The organism is Sphingobium sp. FG125 (assembly GCF_057809795.1).
This window is the reverse complement of record NZ_JBMDKQ010000032.1, coordinates 1-19,808: the sequence shown is the minus strand read 5'-3', so window position 1 is coordinate 19,808 and position 19,808 is coordinate 1. Positions and strand designations below refer to the sequence as shown.

Genomic DNA, 19,808 nt, shown 5'->3' with positions numbered 1-19,808 from the left:
GCTATGGTTTAAGCGCGAAGCATGACCGATTTTACCGATGAAGAGCTGGCGCTCGATCCGCATTTTGCCGATCAGTTCGAACAGGGGTTCCGCCCCGCCTGCCAGCTTTACCTGATATCCCCACCCAGCATCGACGCATCCTTCGTGGATGCGCTGGCTGCCGCGCTCGACGGCGGTGAAGTCGCTGCGTTCCAGTTGCGCCTCAAGGGGCTGGACGAGGACGCGATTGCCGCGCTGGCCGCGCCGTTGCAGGCGCTGTGCGCGGAACGCGACGTCGCCTTCATCATCAACGACAGCGTCGCGCTGGCGCAGCGGCTGGGCGCGGACGGCGTGCATCTGGGGCAGGGCGATGGCGACCCGCGAGAAGCGCGCAAAATCCTGGGGCCAAAGGTGCAGATCGGCGTCACCTGCCATGACAGTCGCCATCTGGCGATGGAAGCGGGCGAGGCTGGGGCCGACTATGTCGCGTTCGGCGCTTTCTATCCCACCACGACCAAGGAGGTGCTGCACCACGCCGAACCCTCCATTCTGGGCTGGTGGACGACGATTTTCGAGCTGCCCTGCGTCGCCATCGGTGGCGTGACGGCGGACAATGCGGCACCGCTCGTTGCGGCGGGCGCGGATTTTCTGGCGGTCAGCAGCGCGGTGTGGAACCATCCGGCGGGGCCGGGCGCTGGCGTTGCGGCCTTCGCCGACGTGCTGCAACTCTCCCGCAATGGAGCGCCGGAACCCAAATGACCATCATCGTCCATCACCTGAACAACAGCCGGTCGCAACGCATCCTCTGGCTGCTGGAGGAACTGGGCGAGCCTTACGAAGTCCGCCACTATGAGCGCCACGCCAAGACGATGCGTGCGCCCGCCACACTGCGCGCCATTCATCCGCTGGGGCGCTCCCCGGTGGTGGAGGTGGACGGCCACGCGCTCATCGAAACCGGTGCGATCATGGAGTATCTGGTCGCTCGCGCCGGACGCTTCGGCCCGCCCGCAGACGCGGGGGGAGCGATCCGCTACCGCCAATATATGCACTATGCCGAAGGGTCGATGATGCCACCGCTCCTCGCGCTGCTCATCATCGGCAAGCTGGGCCTGCTTGGTCGCCCCGCGCGGCCCACGGTGCAGCGGATGCTGGACGATCATCTCGACTGGATAGAAACTGAACTGGCGTCGCGCCCCTATTTCGCTGGGGATGATTTCACCGCCGCCGACATGATGATGAGCTTCCCGATCGAAGCCTCCCGCTCGCGCGGTGGCCTGAACGGCTCGCGGCCCGCTATCCTACGCTGGCTCAGCGAGATGCAGGCGCGCCCGGCCTATCAGGCCGCCCTCGCGGCGGGCGGTCCCTATGCTTACGCCTGATCGCCGCACCTTGCTCGCCTCCATGGCGGGGCTGGCGGCCAGCGCCGTCACCCCGCGCCTGTTCGCGCGGGAGCGGGCGGCGGAAGCCTTGACGCCGCTCACCGGCACTATCGCACCGATCGGCCGCCCCGAACGCGCCGATCGCCTGACCCGCGCACAGGCGGCAATGCAGCGCGCCGGGATCGATGCGCTGCTGATCGAGCCGGGCGCGAGCCTCGTCTATTATACGGGCATCCGCTGGTGGCGCAGCGAGCGGCTGACCGCCGCCATCATCCCTGCGACCGGCACGCCGCTGATCATCTGCCCCTTTTTCGAGAAGCCCTCGATCGAAGAATCGCTCGGCATCCCGGCGGAGGTCCGCGTCTGGCAGGAGCATGAAAGTCCCCACGCACTGATCGCCACTTTCCTGAAGGAACGCGGGCTTGCGCGTGGTCGCATCGGCATAGAGGAAACGGTGCGCTATTTCGCCGTCGATGGCCTGAAAGCCGCGCTACCCGGCGCGACGCTGGTGCCCGACAGCGTCACCCGCACCCAGCGGATGCGCAAGACGCCCGCTGAAATCGCGCTGATGCAGACAGCCGCCGACGTCACCATGGCCGCCTATCGCTGGACCTATCCGCAGGTGAAGGCGGGCATGACCCCCGCCGACATCGCAGCGCTAATGACCGCGGCCACCACCGCGCTGGGCGGCAAGCCCGAATTCAATCTCGTGCTGCTCGGCGAAGCGGCCGCCTATCCCCATGGCTCCGGCAAGCCGCAGACGGTGCGGGCAGGGGAGGTCGTGTTGGTGGACTGCGGCTGCACCGTCGGCGACTATCAATCCGACATCAGCCGCACCTTCGTCCATGGCGCGACGCCCACCGCGCAACAGCGCAAGGTCTGGAACGACGTGTCGCGCGGCCAGGCGATCGCGATCAAGGCTGCCAAGCTCGGCGCACCCGCCGGATCGGTCGATGACGCGGTGCGCGGCTGGTATGAAAGCCAAGGCTACGGCCCCGGCTACGCGCTCCCCGGCCTGTCCCACCGCACCGGCCACGGCATCGGCATGGAGGGGCATGAGCCGGTCAACCTGGTCCATGGCGAAACCACCAAGCTGGAAGTCGGCATGTGCTTTTCCAACGAACCGGGTCTCTATCTGCCCGGCGTCGTGGGCGTCCGCATCGAGGATTGCTTCCACATGACCGCGCAGGGACCGGTGTGGTTCTCCAACCCGCCAGTGTCGATTGAGGAGCCAATCGGTTAAAGGCATGGCCGAAGCGGCAATAATAATGTCGATCTTCCTGTCAGGGCTGGGGAGCGCCATTCTTCTCAAGCATCGGTGGGGAACGATTGTCGGATTGCTTGGCGGCCTATTGGTTAGCGTCGTTTGTTGTGCCGTTGCGTCTGTCGCCATGTTGGCCTGGTTTGTGATCGAGTAGCCTTCTTTCGTTGTTTTCCTACTATCGTCATCCCAGCGAAAGCTGGGATCTCACTTTTCTTCGGCGCGTCAAAAGAAGGTAGAGAGATGCCAGCCTTCGCTGGCATGACGGATGTTACGTTGCGACCAAATCCCCCGCTTGTGCGGCGGGCCGCTTCCCACTAAATCGCCCCCATGACATCGACCAACGACATTCGCCGCTCCTTCCTCGACTATTTCGGGGCCAACGGCCACACCATCGTCCCGTCCGCGCCGCTGGTGCCGCACAACGACCCTACCTTGATGTTCGTCAATGCGGGCATGGTGCCGTTCAAGAATGTCTTCACGGGTCTGGAAACGCGCCCCTACAAGACCGCGACGTCCAGTCAGAAGTCGGTCCGCGCTGGCGGCAAGCATAATGATCTCGACAATGTCGGCTACACCGCGCGCCACCATACTTTCTTTGAAATGCTGGGCAATTTCAGCTTCGGCGACTATTTCAAGGAACAGGCGATCACCCATGCCTGGACCCTGCTGACCAAGGAATGGGGCCTGCCCGCGGACAAGCTGACCGCGACCGTCTATCATACGGACGACGAAGCGTTCGACCTGTGGAAGAAGATTGCGGGCCTGCCCGAACATCGCATCATCCGCATCCCGACCAAGGATAATTTCTGGGCGATGGGGGACAGCGGCCCCTGCGGTCCCTGCTCGGAAATCTTCTACGATCATGGCGACCATATCTGGGGCGGCCCTCCCGGTTCGCCGGAGGAAGATGGCGACCGGTTCGTCGAAATCTGGAACCTGGTCTTCATGCAATATGAGCAGGAAGCCAATGAGATCGTCAGCGAACTGCCCAAGCCCAGCATCGACACCGGCATGGGTCTGGAGCGCATCGCCGCCGTCATGCAGGGCGTGCACAACAATTATGACACGGACACGTTCAGGGCGCTGATCGCCGAAAGCGGCGCGATTACCCGCACTGCGACCGATGGTGACCATCAGGCCAGCCACCGCGTCATCGCCGATCATCTTCGCTCGACCAGCTTCCTGATTGCCGACGGCGTGCTGCCAGCGAACGAGGGCCGCGGCTATGTGCTGCGCCGGATCATGCGCCGCGCCATGCGCCATGCGCACATTATCGGTGCCAAAGACCCGTTAATGTATCGCCTGGTCGGCAGCCTCGTCTCCGAAATGGGCGGCGCCTACCCCGAACTGGTCCGCGCCCAGCCGCTGATCGAGGAAACTTTGCTGCGCGAGGAAACCCGCTTCCGCAAGACACTGGAAAACGGCCTGCGCCTGCTCGATGAAGCGACGACCGGCATGGCCGAAGGCGGCACGCTGCCCGGCGAAACCGCGTTCAAACTCTATGACACGTTCGGCTTTCCCTATGACCTGACCGAGGACGCACTGCGCACCCAGGGTCTGGGCGTTGACCGCGCCGGCTTCGACGCCGCCATGGCAGAACAGAAGGCCGCCGCCCGCGCCGCGTGGAAGGGATCGGGCGAAAAGGCGTCGGACGAAATCTGGTACGACATTGCCGAAACCCTCGGCAGCACCGAATTTGTCGGTTACGCCTCGACCAAGGGTGAGGGCGAAGTGCTTGCGCTCATCCGGGACGGTGTTCGCGTGGATCGCGCAGTGGCGGGTGAGGATGTCCTCATCGTCACCAACCAGACGCCTTTCTATGGCGAAAGCGGTGGCCAGAATGGCGACGCAGGGATCATTTCCAATGGCGCGCTGACCGCGACGGTGGTTGACACTGCCAAGCCGCTGGGCCGCATTCATGCCCATCGCGCCCATATCGATCGCGGCGGCATCGCGGTTCAGGACACGGTGCAACTCACCGTAGACGTCGAACGCCGCGATCGCATCCGCGCCAACCACAGCGCCACCCATTTGCTTCACGCCGCTCTGCGCAAGGAACTGGGCGCGCATGTGACGCAAAAGGGCAGCATGGTCGCCGCCGAGCGCCTGCGCTTCGACTTCTCGCACCCCGAAGCCCTGACCCATGCACAGATCGCCAAGGTCGAGGCCGATGTGAACGCGCAAATCCGCCATAATGAGGAGGTCACGACCCGCCTCATGACGCCCGACGACGCGATTGCGGCGGGCGCGATGGCGCTGTTCGGCGAAAAATATGGCGACGAAGTGCGCGTTCTTTCCATGGGGAAGGGTGACGATCTTCATTATTCGGTCGAACTGTGCGGCGGCACCCATGTCCGCGCGACGGGCGATATAGCCCTGCTCAAGATCGTTTCGGAAAGCGCCGTTTCCAGCGGTGTCCGTCGGATCGAGGCCTTGACCGGAGAGGCCGCGCGCCTCTGGCTGGTCGATCGGGAGGATAAGCTCCGCCAGTCCGCCGCCACGCTCAAGACGTCGCCCGAAGATGTGCCAGCCCGCATCGCCGCACTGGTGGAACAGAGCCGCAAGCTGGAACGTGAACTCGCCGAAGCGAAGAAGGCGCTGGCGCTGGGCGGCGGCGCATCGGGCGCGGCGCCTGCTGGTCCCGAACAGGTCGGCAATGTCAGCTTTCTGGCGCAGGTCATTGATGGCCTCGACCCCAAGGAATTGCGCGGCATCGTTGACGGTAACAAGAAAACGCTGGGCAGTGGCGTGTCGGCGATCGTGGCCGTGGTCGATGGCCGCGCCACCATTGCCGTGGGCGTCACCGACGATCTGACCGGCACGATCAGCGCGGTCGATCTCGTCCGCGTCGGCGTGGAAGCGCTGGGCGGCAAGGGCGGCGGTGGCCGTCCCGACATGGCGCAGGGGGGCGGGCCGGACGGCGACAAGGCAGCGGCGGCGATCGAAGCCGTCAAGACCCGGTTGGCGGGGAGTCCCGGCTAACCCCATGGCCATTTTCAACCGCGATTCCGATGATGAAGTCGCCCGCGGCGCGCGCGCCGTGGTCGTCCATGCCGAAACCCACGGGCTGGAACGCCGGGACAGCGAGGCAAGGCTGGAGGAAGCGCGCGGGCTGGCGCTGGCCATCGGCATAGACGTGCGCGTGGGGCAGGCATTCCGCGTCCGCGACCGCAAGCCCGCCACCCTGTTCGGCAGCGGGCAGGTGGACCAGATCGCCACGCTCGTCGTGCAAGAAGAGGCCGAACTGGTCATCGTCGACAATGCTTTGTCGCCGGTCCAGCAAAGCAATCTGGAAAAGGCCGTCGGTGCGAAAGTCATCGACCGCACCGGGCTGATCCTCGAAATCTTCGGCGAACGCGCCGCCACCAACGAGGGCCGACTCCAGGTCGAACTTGCCCATCTGGATTATCAGGCGGGGCGGCTGGTGCGTAGCTGGACCCATTTGGAGCGGCAACGCGGCGGCTTCGGCTTCCTCGGCGGTCCGGGCGAAACCCAGATCGAAGCGGACAGGCGGATGATCCGCGACCGCATGGCCAAAATCCGCAAGGAACTGGATCAGGTCACCCGCACCCGCGGTCTCCACCGCGCCCGGCGGCAACGCGCACCCTGGCCGGTGATCGCGCTGGTGGGCTATACCAACGCCGGAAAATCCACGCTTTTCAATCGCCTGACCGGCGCTGACGTCATGGCGGAGGATTTGCTCTTTGCCACGCTCGACCCCACCATGCGCCAGATTGCACTGCCCGGCCTCGACAAGGCGATCCTGTCCGATACGGTCGGCTTCGTCTCCGACCTGCCGACCCAGCTCATCGCCGCCTTCCGCGCGACGCTGGAAGAAGTGCTGTCCGCCGACCTCATCGTCCATGTCCGCGACATCGCCCATCCTGATAGCGACGCGCAACGCGACGATGTGCTGGACGTGCTGAGCGAACTGGGCGTAGCCGGCGAGGGCGCGCTCGATCGCGCGGAGGGCGAACCGCCCGCCCCGCCAATCATCGAGGCATGGAACAAGCTCGACCTGCTCGACCCGGAAGCCGAAGCAATGGCCCGCGAAACCGCGTCCCGCCGCGACGATGTCGTGATCCTGTCCGCGCTGACGGGGGAGGGCGTTCCTGACCTGCAACGCGCGATCAGCACCAAAATGACCGCAGGGGCCAAAGTCTATGGCCTGCGCATCGCCGCGTCCGACGGAGCGGCGCTGGCCTGGCTCCACGAACATGGCGAAGTGCTGGCCAGCGACGCCCAGGGCGAGGAAACCCGCGTCGAAGTGCGGCTGTCCGACGCGGCGTTCGCGCGGTTCGGGAAGCGCGGGCAGGGGTAGGAGGCAAGCGCCACCCTATCACCAGCCGTCATCCCGGACTTGATCCGGGATCCATTCACCCGACGGTTGCGTCATGATCGGCAGGCGTGACCGCGCGGATCAAGCCGGCACTTCCGCCCGCTTGGCCCGCTGCCACAGCATTTCTTTCTCATCCAGCGGAAGGGCGGCGAAAGCGTCTCCCGCGATGGCTTCCATCATTCTGAACCGCCGGTCGAACTTGGCGTTACCCGCCCTTAGGGCCACTTCCGGGTCAACCTTCAGATGCCGTGCGAGGTTGACGACCGCGAACAGCAGGTCGCCCACTTCCTCCTCACGCTCCGCCTGCGTCGCGGCGCCCTGCACCTCGTCCAGTTCCTCGACGATCTTGGCGATCGCGCCATCACTATCGGGCCAGTCAAACCCGGTCCGCGCCGCGCGCTTCTGCAACTTTTCGGCGCGCAGCAATGCGGGCAGGGCGATCGCCACCCCGGCCAGCGCGCTGGGGTCCGGCTCCTTCTCCGCCCGCTCGGCCGCCTTGATCGCCTCCCACTGGGCATGGCCATCCTCGCGTCCAACTCCTTGATCAGACGGGCCATCACCAAAGACATGGGGATGCCGGCGGATCATCTTTTGCGTGATGCCGTCGATCACATCCTGCAAGCTGAAATGCCCGGCCTGTTCCGCCATCCGGCTATGAAAGGCGACCTGGAGCAACAGGTCACCCAGTTCATCGCGCAGCGCCGCCATGTCGTTGCGCTCGATCGCGTCGGCGACCTCATAGGCTTCCTCGATCGTATAGGGCGCGATCGACGCAAAATCCTGTTCAATGTCCCACGGGCAGCCCGTATCGGGATCACGCAACCGCGCCATGACATTGGCAAGCGGCATGATATCGGCGGGACTGGCGGTGGACATGGCGTAACCTGGACTATGAAGTTGGGCAATCATGGCAACATAGATGCTAACTCGTCACCCTGAACTTGTTTCAGGGTCCATTTTGCCGGATCGAGCAGTTGCTTGTGACGAGAAATGGATGCTGAAACAAGTTCAGCATGACGTTGGAGGGGTGGAAAACGTCAATAGGTGGGCACAGAACTATGACCGAGTCACCGCAATCTTTGTTCGATAATATATATTATGTTAAATATAACCTCGTATCAAATCGCTCACATATGTTCGGCTCACTGTCGGCTTAGTCTCAATCCTCCCGGATCAGGCTGGTCTTGGCCGTGTCCTTCATCCGCACATAGACGACCAGCGAGATGGCAATCATCACGCTGACATAGATATAAAATGCCTGCTCCATGCCAGCCTGTTTGAACCAGAGCGCCACCAGTTCCGCCGTCCCGCCGAACATCGTGTTGGCCAGTGCATAAGGCAGCGCCACGCCCAGCGCCCGGATATGCGCCGGAAACAGCTCGGCCTTCACCACCGCATTGATCGATGTATAGCCGGTCACGATCACCAGCCCCGCCATCACCAGCAGCCCGGCGACCAGCGGGTCCTTGGTCACGGCCAGCGTCGCGAAGATCGGATAAGTGCAGATCACGCCCATGACGCCAAAGCCGATCATAAGCGGCTTGCGCCCGATCCGGTCCGACAGCGCACCAGCAACCGGCTGCAACAGCATGAAAACAAACAAAGTTGCCGCATTGATCTGCGATGCAGTCTCGCGGCTCAGGCCACTGGTGTTGACCAGGAATTTCTGCATGTAGATGGAGTATGCATAGAAAGCGATCGTCCCGCCTGCGGTCAGCAGCATCACCGTCACCGTCTCGCGCGGATGCTTGGTGATCAACTCGACAAAGCTCGATTTGGGCGCGCCCTCGGCCTTGGCCACGGCAAAGCTTTGCGTCTCCGTCAGCCCGCGCCGCAGCCAGAACACCACCACCGCCAGCGCCCCGCCAATGAAAAAGGGTATCCGCCAGCCCCAAGCATCCAGTTGCGCCTCGCTCAGTGTCGCCTGCAACAGCAGCAGCACGCAGATCGCCACCAACTGCCCGGCGATCAGCGTCACATATTGAAAGCTGGAGAAGAAGCCGCGCCGGTTCCTGCCCGCCATTTCGGACAGATAGGTCGCACTCGCGCCATATTCCCCGCCGATCGACAAGCCCTGCATCAACCGCGCCAGCACCAGCAGCAGCGGCGCGGCGACCCCGATCGTCTCATAGCCTGGCGTCACCGCAATCAGCAGCGATCCCGCGCACATCAGCGCCACCGACAGCGTAAGCCCGCTCTTGCGTCCGTGGCGGTCGGCATAGACGCCCATGAGCCACGCGCCGATCGGTCGCATCAGGAAGCCAACCGCAAATATCCCAGCCGCGCTCAGCAACTGGGCAGTGCGATCCTGGCTGGGGAAGAAATGCGGCGCGAAATAAAGGGTGAAGGCGGCATAGGCATACCAGTCATACCATTCGACCAGATTGCCGGTGGAGCCGCCGATAATGGCTTTCAGCCGTTCGCGCTGCGTCGGCGGTGCCGTCATGGCGTCAGCACCATTTCGCTATTTTGCACGCCCCAGCTTTTCAGGCGGGAAAGCATATTCATGCCGATCACATTGACCTCACCAAAGCTGGATGACACGACAACGGGCAAGTCGGTCGCTGTAATTGGACCGACAGCCAGGCTTGCGATGCTGGAGCGCCGTGCCTCCACCTTGCCATTGGCGGTGGTCATGATCACGCCCGGCGCGCCGACATCATAGTTGAGGCCCGACGCCCGCGCGGTGTTTTCCGACAGCGCGGTGATGGTCGCGCCGCTGTCGATCAGGAATCGGGCAGGCGTGCCGTTGATCGTCGCTTCCACCCAATAATGGCCATCGGGCGCGACCGGGATGCGGATCGACTGTCCTTCGGCTTTGGCAGGCGGCGGAGCGGCGGGGGCTTCATCGACCATATCCCCCTGCTCTGCCCAACGCCCGGTCAGATAGCCTTCATTCTGCGCCAGTTTGAACAGGCCGAGCAGTCCGGCAAAAATAGCGACCCACAACAGCGCCATGCGCAATATCCCGCCCCAGGCGAGCCGCCGACCGATAAGCGCAGAGCCGACCAGCACCAGTGCCAGCACATACCAGATGGTTGATGCCGCCTGATCGCCGCTGTCCATCAATCCCCCTGCTCTGCCGGTTCCAAGACTACCACCATACCGTCATAGCCCGGTTCCACGCCCTTGGGGAGGGTACGGCTTAATGTCGCATAATCCATGCTCTGGTCCATATGGGTCAGGATCGCGCGACCGGGCCGGGCGGCGGCGATGCCGTCCAGCGTCAGCGCCAGATGCGGATGCGTCGGGTGCGGCTTTTCCCGCAAGGCATCGACCACCCACACATCGACGCCGTCATACAGCGCCAGCATGTCCGGCGTCAGATCATGAAAATCCGTGGCGTAGGCGATGGACCTGCCACCATGGCTGAAGCGGAAGCCGGTCGAACAAATGTCGCCATGGGGCTGATCGACGCAGGCAATGTCGATGTCGCCGATGCGCAGGCCATCGGGCAAAACCCGCCCGTCAATGGTCGGGTGATAGCCGTTACCGCCGTCAAAGACATAGTCGAAGCGCTGGCGCAAAAGCTTTAGCGTCTGCGACCGGGCATAGCCGGGCAGCGGCTCGCGGCGATGATGATAGAGCTGCCGCACGTCGTCTATGCCATGGCTGTGATCGGCATGGTCATGCGTCCAAAGGATCGCATCGATCGCGATGACGTCAGCCGCCAGCAACTGCGCGCGCAAATCGGGAGAGGTGTCCACCAATATCCGCGTCGTCGCGCTTTCTACCAGAATCGACACGCGTGTCCGACGATTCTTCGGCTCGGCGGGGTCGCACGCCCCCCAGTCATTGCCGATGCGCGGAACGCCCGACGATGTGCCGCTGCCCAGAATCGTGAGTGTGAGGCTCATGCCACCTTCTTGAACAAGGTGCGGAAATTGGCGGAGGTTGCGGCGGCCAGATCCTCCAGGCTTTCGCCGCGCAAGGTGGCTAGGAATTTGGCCGTATCGGCGACGAACGCCGGCTCACAGGGACGCCCGCGATGCGGCACGGGGGCAAGGAAGGGCGAGTCCGTTTCCACCAGCAGCCGGTCGATCGGCAGTCGCGCCGCGGTCTCCTGCAAATCCTTCGCGCTCTTGAAGGTCACGATCCCTGATATGCTGATGTAGAAACCCATCTCCAGCGCCGCATCGGCAAAGGCGCCGCTGGCAGTGAAGCAATGGATGACGCCGGTATAGGCACCCTTCCCCATCTCGTCCCGCATCACCGCCAGCGTATCCTCCTCCGCATCGCGGGTGTGGACGATCAGCGGCAGGCCCGTGTCGCGGGCTGCGACGATGTGCGACCGAAAGCTGCTGCGCTGCCGCTCACGGTCGCTATGGTCGTAATAATAATCAAGGCCGGTCTCGCCAATGCCGACGACGCGGGGGTGCGCCGCGCGGGCAACCAGCTTGGCGGTGTCGATATGGGGATGCTCGTCCGCCTCATGCGGATGGATGCCGACCGTCGCCCACACGTCCGGCGCGCGGATCGCCGTGTCCAGCACCGCGTCCCACTCGCTTTCGCGCGTCGCGATGTTGAGCATCAGGTCGATGCCGGACGCGCGGGCGCGTTCCAGCACATTCTCCTGATCCTCCACCAACCCCTTGTAATTTAGGTGGCAATGACTGTCGATCAGCATGGGCTCAGCCGTCCGCTTCAGTCAGTTCGAGCCGGGGGAAGAGCGGCTTGGGCGCGGCAAGGACAAAGTCACTTTCCGCCAGCGGCGAATACCAGTGATCGCCGATCGCGCTGTAGGTCCGCTTGTCGGCGGGGATGCCCATATGGTCGAGCAATGCGGTGGCGCTGGCCGGGATGACTGGCAGGACGGCGACGGCCAGCTGCGCAATCGCGATATAGAGCGTCGCCAGCACCGTCTCCATCCGCTGCGGATCGGTCTTGCGCAGGGTCCAGGGGGCTTGCGCATCAATATATTGGTTGCAGGCAAAGGCGGCGCGTAGCCAGGCGTCGATCGCTACCGATGGCGCAAGATCGGCCATGGCGGCAGGCATGTCGGTGCGCACCACCCGGTCGATCAGGTCGAACAACTCGCTGTCCGCCGGATCATGGCCATGGATTGCTGGCAAATGGCCGTCCAGATTCTTCGCGATGAAACTCAGCGTCCGCTGCGCCAGATTGCCAAATGCATTGCCCAGATCGCTGTTGGAACGCTGGACAATCGCCTCCGCACTATAGCTGCCGTCATTGCCGAACGTGACTTCGGACAACAGGAAATAGCGCAACTGATCGACCCCGAACCGATCGGCCAGTTCGATCGGGTCGGCGACATTGCCGACCGACTTGGACATTTTCTCGCCCCGGTTGAGCAGGAAGCCATGGCCGAAAATCTGCTTGGGCAGAGGCAGCTTCGCGCTCATCAGGAAGGCTGGCCAGTAAACCGCATGAAAACGCACAATATCCTTGCCGATAATATGCGTGATGTCGCCGCCTTCCGCCCAATATCGCGCCATCCGATCGCCATCGTCGGGATAGCCGCAGCCGGTCAGATAATTGGTCAGCGCATCGACCCACACATACATGACATGGCCGTCGCTGCCCGGCACCTTGACGCCCCAGTCGAAGCTGGTGCGGGAGATGGAAAGGTCCGACAGGCCACCCTCGACGAAACGCAGAATCTCGTTCCGACGGCTGTCCGGACGGATGAAATCGGGCTGGCTTTCATAGAGCGCCAGCAATTTGTCCTGATAGTTGGACAGGCGGAAAAACCAGCTTTCCTCGACCGTCCACTCCACCGGCGTCCCTTGTGGCGAGAGCTTCACGCCCCCTTCCCCGTCGGTCAGTTCCTTTTCGTCATAGAAAGCTTCGTCGCGGACCGAATACCAGCCTTCATAACGATCCAGATACAGGTCGCCATTGGCCTCCATCGCCTGCCAGATCGCCTGGCTGGCACTGTGGTGCGCCGCTTCACTGGTGCGGATGAAGCGATCATGGCTGATATTAAGCCGGTCGTTCATGGCACGGAAATAGCCCGACATTTCATCGGCCAGCAGCAGCGGCTCGATCCCCCGGCCGCGCGCGGCCTGTGCCATCTTCAATCCATGTTCGTCGGTGCCGGTCTGAAAGAATACGTCGCGACCCATCATCCGCTGGAAGCGGGCAATCGCGTCGGTAGCGATCACCTCATAGGCGTGGCCGATGTGAGGGCGGCCATTGGGATAGGATATGGCGGTGGTGATGGTATAGGGCTGGGACATGACCTGTCCCTAGCGGCTGTTGCGCCGGGCGGGAAGCCGCTTTTCAGGCCGATTGTGGCGCCAGCGCCGCGACATGGCCGGCCAGTTCAAACACCACCGCTGCCGGATCGAGCGACAGGATGACCGCCCCGCCCGCCAGATGCCGCGCCTTTTCCCAATGGTCGAGCGCCACGCCGAGGGCGAACCCGCTGCGGTTACGCGCGGCCTGCGCGATAAAGGCGGGCGCGCGTTCCAGAAACGCCTCGTATCGCGGCTTGGCCGACTTGATCGCCAGCGCCTTGGCCAGCGCCAGGCGCTGACGATTGTCGCGGTCACCATCCTGCGCGATCCGCGCCATCGCGCTTTCAATGTCCGCTAGATTGAGGCCCGCATAACGCAAAGCCTTACCCGGCGACCCCTCGCCAGCCCGGATCAGTGCGTCAATCTCCGCCGGGGACAGCGTCTCGTCCTTGCCCCGCAGGATCGCGCGCATCGCCCCGTTACTCAGCGGATCAAAGCGTAAGGTACGGCAGCGCGACCGGATCGTCGGCAGCAAACGCCCCGGCGCATGGCTGACCAGCAGAAACAGCATGTCGGCGGGCGGCTCTTCCAGATTTTTGAGCAACGCATTGGCCGCGCCCCGCTCCAGATCGTCGGCACTGTCGATCACCACGATCCGCCGGGTCGATAGCGACGGGGCCGACTGGAGCAGCCGCTGCAGCCCGCGCACCTGATCGACGCTGATGTTGCGTGCGGTGACGCCATCCTTTTCCAGCGGGAACAGTTCGGCATAATCAGGATGGGCGCTGGCTTCGATCAGGCGGCGGACAGGGTGGGCTTCCGGCACATCCAACCCCTCCCCCATCACCGGCGGCCCGGCGGCGTCGGCCAGCAGACGCAGCGCCAGCGCGCGCGCGAAACCGCCCTTGCCGATGCCTTTGGGTCCGCTCAATATCCAGCCATGATGCATCCGCCCGCTAGCCGCTGCGTCGATCAGTGTGCGGGCCTGCGCATCATGGCCAAGCAGTGACGTCATGGCAGCAGATCCGCCAGCGCGTCGAGCAGACGAGCGGTGACGACCTCCGCATTGCCCCAGCCACTTACAAGGCTTATCCGCTCCGGCTCTTCTGTTGCGTACCGTTCAAATGCCGCAGAAACTGCACGATGGAAATCGCGATTGCGCCCACCGATCCTATCTGTGCCGTCCTTGTCTCTTTGCTGTAGGCGCTTGTCGATGGCCTCTTCGGGTGCAGTAAGCACTAGCGTGCGATCCGGCAAAAAACCGTCACTACCAATCCGGTGCAACGCCAATATGTCCGCGTCGGTCAATGCCCCCTGCCCCTGATAGGACCGGCTCGAATCGAGAAAGCGGTCGGACAGCACCCATGCTCCCCGCGCCAGTGCAGGCCGGATCGTCTTTTCAACATGATCGGCCCGCGCGGCGGCAAACAGCAACGCTTCGGCCCGCGCGCTCCATCGATCCGCGCCGCCGGTCAGCAACAGCGAACGGATCGCCTCCGCCCCCTCGCTGCCCCCCGGTTCGCGGGTTTCCACCACGTCCAGCCCGCGCGCACGCAAAGCGGCGGCGAGCGCACGCAACTGGGTCGATTTACCCGCGCCCTCCCCGCCTTCCAGCGTGATGAACCGCCCTTCGATCACCCGAACAGCGATTTCAGGCCATTCCACAACCGGCCGAACATGCCCGCTTCGGCGACATCAGCCCCCGCGACCAGCGGCATCACCTGCGGCGGCGTGTCGGGCGTGGACACGATCAGGTCGGCAATCTTCTGCCCCTTGGCGATCGGCGCCTTGATCGGGCCGGTATAGACGACCTTGACCGATATATTGGTCGACGCGGTGCGCGGCAGGGTGACCGCCAGATTCTGCGGCGCGACCAGCGCGACGCTGCTTTCGCTGCCCAACTGCACGTCAGCGGTCTCGACCGTCGCGCCCTTCTTGAACAAAGGCTGCGCCTTCCACGCCTTGAAGCCCCAGTCCATGAAGCGGACCGATTCCTGAATGCGCCCGTTGAAACTGGTCAGTCCCGCCACCACCATCACCAGACGGCGGCCATCCTGCTCGGCAGAACCCGTAAAGCCATAGCCGGCTTCCTCGGTATGGCCGGTCTTGAGACCATCGGCCCCGGCGATCTTGCCCAGGATCGGGTTGCGATTGCCCTGCGCAATGTCCGCGCCGCCCATCGTCTTGCCCCAGGTGAAGGATCGGGTGGCATAGAAGCGCTTGTAGAGATCGGGCGTTTCCTCGATCGTCCCCTGCGCCAGCTTGGCCAGATCCTCGGCGGTCACATAGGTCACGCCCTCATCCGGCCAGCCATTGCTGGTGCCGAAATGGCTGTTCTTGAGGCCCATGCGCTTGGCCTCCTCATTCATCAGCGCGACGAAGGCCTGTTCGGTCCCGGCAATCCCCTCCGCCAACACGACGCAGGCATCATTGCCCGACAGGGTGACAATGCCATGCAACAGATTTTCAACCGACACCTGCTCGCCCGCCGACAGGAACATGGTCGATCCTGCCGCCGGACCATGCCACTGCTTCCAGGTTTCCGGACGCACGGTGAACATGGTGTCGAGCTTCAACTCGCCCTTCTGGATCAGACGGAACGCGACATGCGCGGTCATCATCTTCGCCATTGATGCGGGCGGCATCTTCGTCTCACCACCCTTGTCATACAGGACAGCGCCGGACGACAGATCCTTCATATAGGCGATCGGCGCTTCGCTGGTGTAAGGCGGCGCGGCGGCGGTCAGCGGCTGGGTCAACAGCCCCGTGAAGAGGAGGACTGCAACAGACTTATTCATGGAGGCTGCCTTCAAATGGGATGGAATCGCTTGGAGGTCGCGATGTCTATCGCGCGTCATTAGCCATGATGCGGCCATTCTCAAAGCCCTTGGCTGCCGCCGCGCGCACACCCGCCTGTGCGGCGTCCTGCGTGGGGTAAGGACCAAAGCGCACGCGCCACAATCCGTCGCCCTCGACCGCCCTGGCACCGATGCGCTTCGCCAGCGTTTCGGCGCGGGCGCGCGATGAGAAAGCGGCGACCTGGACGATATAGGTGCGGGTGGAGGGTGGCGCGGTGACAGCGGCGGGCGCAACCGGCGTTGGGGCCGAAGCTGCGCCTGTCTGTTCGACCACGAAACCATCCTGTCGGGCTTGCTGGGGCGCGGACTCGCGTATGTCCCGCGCGCGCACCGGCTTGGGCGATGTCCTGACGCTTGACCGGGCTGCGATCTTGGCTTTCGCCGGAGCGATTACAGAGCGGGCAGGCAGCTTGGCCCGCAGTGCCGTCAGCAGGGCCGGCGGCGTTTCCAGCCGTTCGGCGACCCGGCCATGGCTGCGCAGCGTCGCGCGCTCCTGATCTGGCGGGCTGACCCGCCGCACCCGCACCGCCGCCGCGCCATCGCCGATCACGCCCAGTTGCTCGGCCGCGCCGCGCGACAGGTCGATGATCCGGTCATTGGCGAAAGGCCCACGATCATTGACCCGCACCAGGATCGTCCGGCCCGTGTCCAGCGCCGTCACCTCGACATAGCTGGGCAGCGGCAATGTCTGGTGGGCGGCCGTGATGGCGCCCGGCACAAAGGTTTCGCCATTGGCGGTCTTGTTGCCCTGCAACTCCTCGCCATACCAGCCCGCATAGCCGACCGCGTCATAATTGGGCGCATCTTCGGGCGTATAGGTGATCCGTCCCACGCTATAGGGCGCGCCGATCGTTACCGGTTCATCGGCGACCATGCCGCCCTGCGCCAACGGACGCGGCAATGGCGCAGGCGTCGGCGGCACAGGCACCTGCTCCCCGCCACCGCAAGACGCCAACAGCAGCATCACCCCGGCTGCCAGTGGCAGCCTAACCCCTTCATTTGACCGCATCGGCCAGCAACCCCACAGACAGAGCATAGAAATTGGAACAATTATAATCCAGGATCGCCCGGTAATTGCCGGTCAGCAGATAGGCGGTCTTACCCGGCCCGTCCGGTTCCAGCAGCGTCGCCATCACCGTATCGGCGGGCCAGATGCCGCTGGCGGGAAACAGGCCTAGCTTGCGCCATTCGGCCATGGTCAGCCAGCGGCTATGCCGGTTGAACACGCGCGGGCAACGCGCCGGATTGGTTTTTGCCGCCACGCTGGCGCGATCGAAACTGGATGGCACCGACACCGCCACGCCCCAGGGCTGGCCACGCCGCCACCCGGCCTGCACAAAATAATTGGCGATCGATGCCAGCGCATCGGCCTCGCTGGTCCAGATGTCCGCGCGCCCATCGCCATCGCCATCCTTGGCCAGCCGCAGATAGACTGACGGCAGAAATTGGGGATAGCCGGTCGCCCCGGCCCAGCTGCCGATCAGGCGGCTGCGCGGTACGCCATTGTCCAACATCTTCAATGTCGCCAGCAACTCCGGCTCGAACAAAGCGCGCCGCCGCCCCTCATGCGCCAGCGTCGCGAGCGACCGGATCAGGTCGAAATCGCCGGTATAGCTGCCATAATTGGTTTCATGGCCATAGATGGCGACCATGATCTCCTCCGGCACGCCCGTCTCCGCCTCAATCCGCGCCAGACGCGCGCGGTTGGCCTGATAGGCGATCCGGCCCCGGCTGATCCGCGCCGCGTCAACATGCTGGCGGCGATAGGGTTCGAAATTGGGGATCGGCGAATAAGCACCGCCGCCAGGCTGGGTCTGGTCCAGCGCGATGACGCGCGGGTTGGGGGTCAGCGTCGGAAACACACTGTCCAGCGTCGCGTCGCGAATGCCCATCGCCCGCGCCTTGGGCCGCAGGCTTTCCAGATAGGCGCGGAAATCCGCGCTATCCTGCGCCAGCGCAACACCCGGCACGACGGCAGCAGCGGTTACGCCCGCCAGCCCCAGCAACAGCGAAAATATAGACGAACGCAGAGAATCTCTCATCCCCCCGTTGTTGCACAGGCCGGACGACAGGTGAATCCCCTTAATGGCAACTATGGCCGGTTTAGACGACGAACCGAGCCACAGGCCATTTTTGCGCTTGGCAAGCCAGCACAGCGCGCTAGGAAGCGAGGCGACGGAAGGGTGGCAGAGTGGTCGATTGCAGCGGTCTTGAAAACCGCCGATGCGCAAGTATCCGTGGGTTCGAATCCCACCCCTTCCGCCAAATCTTTTCTCGGTCAGAATCCGCGCCTAACACTTTGAACGGCAAGGATAAATCTGGGGTTCGAACACCCTCATTCCAGTCATATTCCAGATGGGCATTGAGGGTCAGTTTGAGGACTATGTTCTTGTCCTCATAGGTGCCATTTCTCCATAGTTTCCAAGGGTTTGCGATGAAATCGAAAGCGGTTCGAAAACTTTCGTCATAGTCTGGCAAAGTCGTGCCGCAACGCGCGGTTTTTTCAGCCAGAACAAGCTTCTCGCGCTCCAGCTTTTCGATCTCCTGCTCATAGCGATTGATGAGCGTCGGGCTTTCCGCCGCCATCACGCGATCCAGCAGCAGCGAAGTCTTTTTCTCGACCGCTGCGATTTCCAGCTTGAACCCTGCGCGGATTTCCTTCGCCTTGGCCCCGGCTTCGTTCCAGCGTTTGCGGAACAGTATGGAGAAGATGTCGAACATCTCCTGACTTGGCACAAGCTGGCCGAGCATCGCTTCATATGCGCCCTCGACCACTTCGCGCTTCACCGACTTGCCAAAGCGCTCGCAGCCCCGATGACGGCATACATAATAGGGATAGGTCGCATTCCTGCCCTTGGTCCAGTTCGCAGTCATGGTGTGCGAACAGCATCCACAGGCAAGGAAGCCCCGAAGCGGGAAATCGGCATGAATGTCAGTCCGCACCGGAGCGAATTGCTTGCCAGCCAGGCGATCCTGATTGCGCTGAAACGTCTCCAGCGAGATCAGGCCGTCATGATAGCCCTTCCGTAAGGACACGTCCCACATCTGGCTTTCGACATATCCGGCATAAAGCACGTTGGTCAGGATGCGATGGGCCTGTTCGTTCGTCGCATGCCCGTGGCGGGTGCGCGGAAATTGCGGATGCAGTTCGAGGAAGCGCTTCACTTCCGCCTGTGACGCGAAGCGACCACAGGCAAAGCCTTCCAGAGCTTCCGCAATGACCGATGCAACGGGTTCGTCACGAACGAGCGTACTGCCACCGCTGGGATGCTTCTGATAGCGATAGCCCAAGGGCGCGTTGTGGACGTAGAAGCCGCCGAGCATTCTTGCCCGCATCCGGTTCTTGGCCTGTTGGCCGTTCTTCTGCCGCTGATGCTGGGCAAGACTGGCCATCAGATTTTCGTGAAAGATGCTGTCGGGATCGGTGCCGAATTCCCATGACGGAGATTCCAGCGATGCCCCTGCTGCGTAGATCATTTCTTTCAGGTCGAAATGATTGCGCACGTCACGCGCCATACGGCTCACGTCATCAATGATGACGACGATTTCCAGTTTCCGGTTCTTGCGCACGAAAGCCAGCATGGCATCAAAGCCGGGACGCCTTGCCAGCTTGCCGGATACGTCGTCATTGAAGACGTCAATCACCTCATGGCCACGGCCATTCGCATATTCACGGCAGCGCATTTCCTGCGAGGTCAATCCATTGCCCTCTTTGGCTTGACGCTTGGTCGAAACCGGATGAGGTGGATGGCTCCCGCTCACGGCATCTAAGTGCCAAGATGGGTTTGC

16 protein-coding genes, 1 tRNA gene and 1 pseudogene are annotated in these 19,808 nt (G+C 63.3%); 6 read left to right on the top strand and 12 right to left on the bottom strand.

What is annotated here, in order from left to right; genetic code table 11:
- Positions 1-21: 21 nt before the first annotated feature.
- From thiE to hflX, 5 genes are all read left to right on the top strand, one after another.
- Positions 22-738 (top strand): thiamine phosphate synthase, encoded by a 717-nt coding sequence (thiE, locus tag ACODSR_RS19815; RefSeq protein WP_489078303.1) that lies wholly within the window; start codon positions 22-24, stop codon positions 736-738.
- A complete protein-coding gene (locus ACODSR_RS19810) occupies positions 735-1,358 on the top strand; it encodes a glutathione S-transferase family protein (RefSeq protein WP_489078302.1) in 624 nt (207 codons plus the stop codon). The genes thiE and ACODSR_RS19810 overlap by 4 nt, the downstream gene beginning before the upstream one ends.
- Positions 1,345-2,601, top strand: a complete 1,257-nt coding sequence (locus tag ACODSR_RS19805) for a M24 family metallopeptidase (RefSeq protein WP_489078301.1) — start codon at positions 1,345-1,347, stop codon at positions 2,599-2,601. The genes ACODSR_RS19810 and ACODSR_RS19805 overlap by 14 nt, the downstream gene beginning before the upstream one ends.
- A gap of 348 nt (positions 2,602-2,949) precedes the next feature.
- Complete coding sequence (alaS, locus tag ACODSR_RS19800) at positions 2,950-5,604, top strand: alanine--tRNA ligase (protein ID WP_489078300.1); 2,655 nt, start codon at positions 2,950-2,952, stop codon at positions 5,602-5,604.
- A 4-nt stretch (positions 5,605-5,608) separates the two neighbouring features.
- On the top strand, positions 5,609-6,943 hold the full coding sequence (hflX, locus tag ACODSR_RS19795) for a GTPase HflX (RefSeq protein ID WP_489078299.1): 1,335 nt from the start codon (positions 5,609-5,611) through the stop codon (positions 6,941-6,943).
- A gap of 99 nt (positions 6,944-7,042) precedes the next feature.
- Here the strand turns inward: hflX and mazG are convergent, their stop codons facing one another.
- The 11 genes from mazG to ACODSR_RS19740 all read right to left on the bottom strand — a co-directional run bounded on the left by mazG (position 7,043) and on the right by ACODSR_RS19740 (position 18,061).
- On the bottom strand, positions 7,043-7,837 hold the full coding sequence (mazG, locus tag ACODSR_RS19790; RefSeq protein ID WP_489078298.1) for a nucleoside triphosphate pyrophosphohydrolase: 795 nt from the start codon (positions 7,835-7,837) through the stop codon (positions 7,043-7,045).
- 283 nt (positions 7,838-8,120) lie between these two features.
- Positions 8,121-9,407: an MFS transporter gene (locus tag ACODSR_RS19785; protein WP_489078297.1), complete on the bottom strand. Its 1,287-nt coding sequence runs from the start codon at positions 9,405-9,407 to the stop codon at positions 8,121-8,123.
- Positions 9,404-10,027, bottom strand: coding sequence for a retropepsin-like aspartic protease family protein (locus ACODSR_RS19780; protein WP_489078296.1), 624 nt, complete (start codon positions 10,025-10,027; stop codon positions 9,404-9,406). The genes ACODSR_RS19785 and ACODSR_RS19780 overlap by 4 nt, the downstream gene beginning before the upstream one ends.
- Positions 10,027-10,818, bottom strand: a complete 792-nt coding sequence (locus ACODSR_RS19775) for an MBL fold metallo-hydrolase (RefSeq protein ID WP_489078295.1) — start codon at positions 10,816-10,818, stop codon at positions 10,027-10,029. Before ACODSR_RS19775 ends, ACODSR_RS19780 begins: the two co-directional genes overlap by 1 nt.
- A complete protein-coding gene (locus ACODSR_RS19770) occupies positions 10,815-11,588 on the bottom strand; it encodes a TatD family hydrolase (RefSeq protein WP_489078294.1) in 774 nt (257 codons plus the stop codon). Before ACODSR_RS19770 ends, ACODSR_RS19775 begins: the two co-directional genes overlap by 4 nt.
- 4 nt (positions 11,589-11,592) lie before the next feature.
- Positions 11,593-13,161 (bottom strand): methionine--tRNA ligase, encoded by a 1,569-nt coding sequence (gene metG / locus ACODSR_RS19765; RefSeq protein WP_489078293.1) that lies wholly within the window; start codon positions 13,159-13,161, stop codon positions 11,593-11,595.
- Positions 13,162-13,204: 43 nt separating this feature from the next.
- Entirely contained in the window at positions 13,205-14,176 is a 972-nt protein-coding gene (locus ACODSR_RS19760; protein ID WP_489078292.1) for an AAA family ATPase, read from the bottom strand.
- Positions 14,173-14,799, bottom strand: a complete 627-nt coding sequence (gene tmk / locus ACODSR_RS19755; protein WP_489078312.1) for a dTMP kinase — start codon at positions 14,797-14,799, stop codon at positions 14,173-14,175. The genes ACODSR_RS19760 and tmk overlap by 4 nt, the downstream gene beginning before the upstream one ends.
- A complete protein-coding gene (locus tag ACODSR_RS19750) occupies positions 14,796-15,959 on the bottom strand; it encodes a D-alanyl-D-alanine carboxypeptidase family protein (protein WP_489078291.1) in 1,164 nt (387 codons plus the stop codon). Before ACODSR_RS19750 ends, tmk begins: the two co-directional genes overlap by 4 nt.
- Positions 15,960-16,005: 46 nt before the next feature.
- Positions 16,006-17,028 (bottom strand): septal ring lytic transglycosylase RlpA family protein, encoded by a 1,023-nt coding sequence (locus ACODSR_RS19745; RefSeq protein ID WP_489078290.1) that lies wholly within the window; start codon positions 17,026-17,028, stop codon positions 16,006-16,008.
- Complete coding sequence (locus tag ACODSR_RS19740) at positions 17,015-18,061, bottom strand: lytic murein transglycosylase (protein WP_489078289.1); 1,047 nt, start codon at positions 18,059-18,061, stop codon at positions 17,015-17,017. The genes ACODSR_RS19745 and ACODSR_RS19740 overlap by 14 nt, the downstream gene beginning before the upstream one ends.
- Before the next feature lie 135 nt (positions 18,062-18,196).
- On the opposite strand from ACODSR_RS19740, the gene ACODSR_RS19735 reads away from it, so the two are divergent.
- A tRNA-Ser gene (locus ACODSR_RS19735) sits at positions 18,197-18,284 on the top strand.
- Positions 18,285-18,791: 507 nt separating this feature from the next.
- Here the strand turns inward: ACODSR_RS19735 and ACODSR_RS19730 are convergent.
- Positions 18,792-19,781: pseudogene (locus ACODSR_RS19730) on the bottom strand (recombinase family protein); the annotation flags it as partial.
- Positions 19,782-19,808 lie beyond the last annotated feature (27 nt).